The 5,710-nt window shown below is 72.8% G+C and carries 4 protein-coding genes and 1 pseudogene; all 5 read left to right on the top strand.

From position 1 onward, the window contains the following. A partial coding sequence (locus K6I34_RS30040) for a 4-hydroxyphenylacetate 3-hydroxylase family protein (RefSeq protein WP_229330710.1) occupies window positions 1–1,513 on the top strand: 1,513 nt, incomplete at its 5' end. A 1-nt stretch (window position 1,514) separates the two neighbouring features. Then, on the top strand, window positions 1,515–3,380 hold the full coding sequence (asnB, locus tag K6I34_RS30045; protein WP_229330713.1) for an asparagine synthase (glutamine-hydrolyzing): 1,866 nt from the start codon (window positions 1,515–1,517) through the stop codon (window positions 3,378–3,380). Continuing rightward, complete coding sequence (locus tag K6I34_RS30050) at window positions 3,380–4,351, top strand: quinone oxidoreductase (protein WP_229330715.1); 972 nt, start codon at window positions 3,380–3,382, stop codon at window positions 4,349–4,351. Before asnB ends, K6I34_RS30050 begins: the two co-directional genes overlap by 1 nt. 37 nt (window positions 4,352–4,388) lie before the next feature. Beyond that, the gene (locus K6I34_RS30055) at window positions 4,389–5,264 is read left to right on the top strand and encodes a catechol 1,2-dioxygenase (RefSeq protein WP_229330717.1); all 876 of its coding nucleotides are present in this window, start codon (window positions 4,389–4,391) and stop codon (window positions 5,262–5,264) included. Further along, window positions 5,261–5,710: pseudogene (locus K6I34_RS30060) on the top strand (hypothetical protein); the annotation flags it as partial. The gene K6I34_RS30055 and the pseudogene K6I34_RS30060, both read left to right, overlap by 4 nt.

Here is a 5,710-nt window from a genome sequence, read left to right on the forward strand (position 1 = left end):
CCCCCACGGCGCCCCCGCCAACGCCCTCATGACGGGCGACGAATATCTGGAGAGCCTTCGCGACGGGCGCCACGTCTACCTTGACGGCGAGCGCGTCAAGGACGTCACCCGCCACCCCGCCTTCCGTAACTCCGCCCTGTCCGTCGCCCGGCTCTACGACGCCCTGCACGACCCGGCCACCGCCGACGTCCTCACCGGGGTCGACACGGCCACCGGCATCCGTACCCACAAGTTCTTCAAGCCCAGCCGCTCGGCCGCGGACCTCGTCGAGGCCCGGGAGGCCATCGCCACCTGGGCCCGCATGGGCTACGGGTTTCTCGGGCGCACCCCCGAGTACAAGGCGTCCTTCATGGCAGGCCTCGGCGTCAACGCCGACTACTACGGGCCGTACGCCGGCAACGCCACCGCCTGGTACCGGGAATTCGCGAGCAAGGCGCTCTACCTCAACCACGTCATCATCAACCCGCCCGTCGACCGCAAGCGCGCCATCCACGACATGGAGGACGTCTTCGTGCACGCCGTGCGCGAGACCGACGCGGGCGTCGTCGTCAGCGGGGCCAAGATGCTGGCCACCGGGTCCGCCATCACCAACGCCGGGTTCGTCGCCCCGGTCGGCTCGGCGGCCCTCGCCCCCGGCAAGGCCGAGGCGTTCGCGCTCGTCTTCTTCGTCCGCATGGACAACCCCGGCGTCAAGCTCGTCTGCCGCACCCCCTACGCCCGTGGCAGCGCCTTCGACTACCCGCTGAGCAGCCGGTTCGACGAGAACGACAGTGTCCTTCTGCTCGACGAGGCCCTGATCCCCTGGGAGGACGTCCTCGTATACCGCGACATCCAGCGCGCCACCGGCTTCTACGCCACCTCCGGCTTCCCCAACCTCTACAACTTCCAGTCGGGCATCCGGCTGAGCGTCAAGCTGGAGCTCATGGCCGGGCTGCTCTCCCGTGGCACCCGGGCCAACGGCACCGACGAGTTCCGCGGGGTGCAGGCCGCCGTCGGCGAGGTCGTCACCATGCGGGACATGGTGTGGGCGCTGACCACGGCCATGGCCCACGACCCCGAGCCGGGCAGCGGCGGCACCGTCGTGCCCCGGCTGGAGCACGCGTCCGCGATGCGGATGTACAACGCCCAGGTCTGGGACCGCGTCCACGAGCTCTTCGAGACCACCCTCGGCGGCGCACCCCTCGCCGTCCCCTCCAGCGGCCGCGACCTGGCCAACCCCGAACTGCGGCCGCTCATCGACCGCTTCTACCGGGGCTCGGACACCAGCGCCCTCGACCGGATCAAGCTGCTCAAGCTGGTCTGGGACGCCATCGGCACCGAGTTCGGCGCCCGCCACGAGCTCTACGAGCGCAACTACTCGGGCAACGGCGAGCAGGTCCGGCTCGACGCCCTGCGGTGGGCGACGAACCGCGGCAGCCTCGCCCGCTACGAGGCGTTCGTGCAGGACTGCCTCGACGACTACGACCTCGACGGCTGGCGCCGCGGCCCCTGGCTCGAAAGTGACGGTGTGTGACATGTGCGGCATTACGGGCTGGGTCGATTTCGCCCGCGACCTCACCCTGCACACGGCGGCCGTCGACCTCATGACCGACACCCTGACCCCCAGGGGGCCGGACGCCCGCGGCGTATGGGCCGACGCCCACGCCGCGCTCGGCCATCGGCGGCTCTCCGTCATCGACCTCGCGCACGGCACCCAGCCCATGCGCACCCCCGAGCGCGGCCCCGGCCGGCTGCCGCGCGCGGTGATCTCGTACGGCGGCGAGATCTACAACTACCGCGAGCTGCGCGAGGAACTCGTCCTCAAGGGTCACCGGTTCACCACCCGCAGCGACACCGAGGTCGCGCTGCGCGCCTACCTGGAGTGGGGCGCGGACTTCGCCGAGCGGCTGAACGGCATGTACTCCATCGCCATCTGGGACACCCTCCATGAGGAACTGCTCCTCGTCCGGGACCGGCTGGGCGTCAAGCCCCTCTACTACTGGCCGACGCCCGACGGCGTGCTCTTCGGCTCCGAGCCCAAGGCGATCCTCGCCCACCCCCTCGCGGAGACGAGCGCCTCCGCCGAGGAGCTCTGCGACGCGCTGCTCTTCCTGCGCACCCCCGGCCGCGTACCGTTCCGCGGCATGCGCGAGCTGACCCCCGGTCACCTGCTGCGCGTCGGCCGCGACGGCATCCGCGAGGAGCGCTACTGGGCCCTCGAAGCCCGCCCGCACACCGACGACCTGCCCACCACCGTGGCCACCGTCCGTGACCTGCTCGACGACATCGTGCCGCGCCAGATGGTCGCGGACGTCCCCCTCGTCTCGCTGCTCTCCGGTGGCCTCGACTCCAGCACCATCGCCGCGCTCGCCGCCCGCACCCGCGCCGCGGAGGGGCGGCAACTGTCCACGTTCTCCGTGGACTTCACCGGGCACACCGAGAACTTCGTCGCCGACCCCATCCGGCCCACGCCGGACGGCCCGTACGCCCTGGAGGTCGCCCGGCACATCGGCAGCGACCACCACGCGATCGTCCTCGACCGCGCCGGGCTCCTCGACCCGGCCGTCCGCGCGAGGGTGCTGCGCGCCTGGGACCTTCCGTTCAACTTCGCGGACCTCGACGTGTCCCTCCACCTGCTCTTCGCCGCCGTCCGGGAGCACGCCACCGTGGCGCTGTCCGGCGAGGGCGCGGACGAGGTCTTCGGCGGCTACCTGTGGTTCTCCGACCCCGGGGCGCGCGCAGCCGACACCTTCCCCTGGCTCAAGCTGGGCGCGCACCGCGGCCTCGACCCCCGCTCGCTGTTCCACCCCTGGTTCGTCGACGGCATCGACCTGGGGGAGTACCAGGCCGACCTGTACCGCACCGCGCTCGCCGAGGTGCCCCGGCTGGACGGCGAGGACGCGACGGCGGGCCGCACCCGCGAGCTCGGCCACCTCACCCTCACCCGCTGGCTGCCCATCCTCCTCGACAAGAAGGACCGCATGGGCATGGCCACCGGCCTGGAGGGCCGGGTGCCGTTCTGCGACCACCGCCTCGTCGAGTACGTCTTCAACGTCCCCTGGGAGATGAAGACCACCGGCGGCCAGGAGAAGGGCCTGCTGCGCGAGGCCGCCGCCGACCTGCTGCCGCCGTCCGTGCTGCGCCGCAGGAAGGCCGCCTACCCCTCGATCCAGGACCCCGCCTACGACCGCGCCCTCATCACGGGCCTGGCCGCGGCGGCCGAAGGGGACGCGCCCCTGAGCCCGTTCCTCGACGGCGACGCCGTACGGCGGCTCACCGGCCGCACCACCACCGGCAGCCTCTCCGAGTTCGAACGGATCCTCGTGGAGTCCACCGTCCGGCTCGACGACTGGCTGCGCACCTACGACGTCACGCTGACCGATGTGAAGGGAATGCACTGATGCACGCGATCGAGATCCGTGAGACCGGCGGGCCCGAGGTCCAGCGGTACGTGGAGCGGCCCGACCCCGAGCCCGGCGAGGGACAGATCCTCGTCGCGCTCGCCGCGGCCGGGGTCAACTTCATCGACCTCTACCGCCGCGAGGGCCGCTACCCCCTGCCCGTGCCGTGCGTGCCCGGCGAGGAGGGCTCCGGCGTCGTGCTGTCCACCGGCCCCGGCGTCACCCGCTTCAAGGCGGGCGACCGGGTCGCCTGGACCACCGTGCTCGGCAGCTACGCCAGCCGCGTGGTCGTCCCCGAGGACAAGGCCATCGTCGTGCCCGACGGGCTCGACCTGCGCACCGCGGGCGGCGTGCTCGTCCACGGCATGACCGCCCACTTCCTCGCCCACGACTCCTACCCCGCCCGCGAGGGGGAGACCGTGCTCGTCCACGCCGCCGCCGGTGGCGTCGGGCTCCTGCTCACCCAGCTGCTCAAGCGGCGCGGAGTCCGCGTCATCGGCACGGTGTCCACCGAGGAGAAGGAGAAGACCGCCCGCGCCAACGGTGCCGACGAGGTCGTCCGCTACACGGAGACCGACGACCTGGCCGCCGAGGTCCGCGCGCTCACCGGCGGGGAGGGCGTGCACGCGGTCTACGACGGCGTCGGCGCCGCCACCTTCGACGCGAGCCTGGCCTCGCTGCGCACCCGGGGCACGCTCGTCCTCTTCGGCGGTGCCAGCGGCGCGGTGCCGCCCGTCGACGTGATGCGGCTGCTGTGGGGCGGCTCGCTCACCCTGACCCGGCCCTACCTGGAGCACTTCCGCGCCACCGTGGAGGAGTTCGAGTGGCGGGCGGGCGAGGTGTTCCGGGGCATCCTCGACGGCACGCTGGACTTCACCGTCGCCGGGACCTACCCGCTCGCCGAGGCCGCCCGCGCGCACACCGACCTCGCGGCGCGCCGCACCTCCGGAAAGCTCCTTCTCGTCCCGTAGCCCTTCCCGCATACAGCCCTGTATAAGGAGACCGCCCATGGGCGACATCGTCGGTGCGGGACTGCTCTCGCACGCACCCGTCATCATGTTCCCCGAGCAGATACGCATCCAGGAGAACGGCGGCCGTGACTTCACCCTCGCGACCGGGCTGGAGCGGCTCGGCACGGAGGTCGTGGACACGACCGGTCACGACGCCGTCGTGGTCCTCGACTCCCACTGGGCGACGACCACCGAAACGGTGATCACCGCCCACGCGCGCCGCTCGGGCCTGTTCACCTCGGACGAGATGCCCGGCGCCATCAACCGGCTGCCCTACGACCTCCCCGGCGACCCGGAGCTGGCCGGGGCGGTCGCGGAGTTCGCGGCGAAGCGCCCGGTGTGGCTCGCCGCGAACGACGACCCGTATCTGCCGGTCCACTACGCGACGCTCAACCTCTGGACGTACCTCGGACGGGAGGGCACGCCCTGGCTCTCCGTCTCGGTCTGCCAGACCGCGACCACCGAGGACTACCTTCAGGCCGGTGAGGTCATCGCCGAGGCGGTCGCCCACCTCGACCGCAAGGTGCTGCTGATCGCCTCCGGCGGGCTCTCCCACCGCTTCCGGCCGCTGGCCGAGCTGCGCGCCCGCATGGCGGGGGACCCGGACAACATCGTCACGCCCGAGGCCCGCGCGGCGGACGAGCAGCGCATCGCCTGGCTGGAGGAGGGCCGCCACGACCGGGTGATCGGGACCATGCCGGAGTACCGCCGCTTCGCGCCCGAGGCCCGCTTCGGCCACTACCTGATGCTGGCCGGCGCCCTGGGCGGCGCGGGCTGCCGGGTGCCGGGCCGCCGCTTCAGCGCGTACGAGAGCGGGATCGGCACCGGGCAGGTCCACCTCTGGTTCGACCCGGCCGCGGAGGGACAGCGGTGAGCGACCCCACGAACCCCGGTGCCGGAGGCGACTGGCGGGAGCTCTGGGGCGCGGCGGCGGACGAGCCGTACACCGCCGACCTCGCCCAGGAGATCCGTTTCGCGGCGGAGCGCGGCCCCCACGAGCCCGCCGAGACCCTCACCCTGGCCTGCACCGCCACCGAGGCCGCGCGGGCACTCGCGACCCTGCTGAAGCAGGAGTGGGCGCTCTATACCCCGCAGCAGGCGGCCACGGTGGCCTCCGCGCTCTTCGCGCAGCTGGAGGCGGCCGCCGAGGGCCTGCGCGAGCTGGGCGGGGCGGTGCGCCGCATGGCGGACCGCGGTGACGCCGTGATCAGCACGGGCATGGACGACAGCCTGCACCGGGCGGCCGGGGAGACCGAGCGGCAGGTGGCGCAGTACGCCGCCACGGTCGTCGCCGGGCTCCGGGCCGCCCGGTGCAGGCTG

Source organism: Streptomyces sp. UNOC14_S4 (assembly GCF_020740835.1).
Lineage (GTDB): Bacteria > Actinomycetota > Actinomycetes > Streptomycetales > Streptomycetaceae > Streptomyces.

Bases quoted from the DNA above. Each gene is read 5' to 3' on its own strand.
- asnB (WP_229330713.1), top strand. From the start codon at position 1,515: ATGTGCGGCATTACGGGCTGGGTCGATTTCGCCCGCGACCTCACCCTG.
- K6I34_RS30050 (WP_229330715.1), top strand. From the start codon at position 3,380: ATGCACGCGATCGAGATCCGTGAGACCGGCGGGCCCGAGGTCCAGCGG.
- K6I34_RS30055 (WP_229330717.1), top strand. From the start codon at position 4,389: ATGGGCGACATCGTCGGTGCGGGACTGCTCTCGCACGCACCCGTCATC.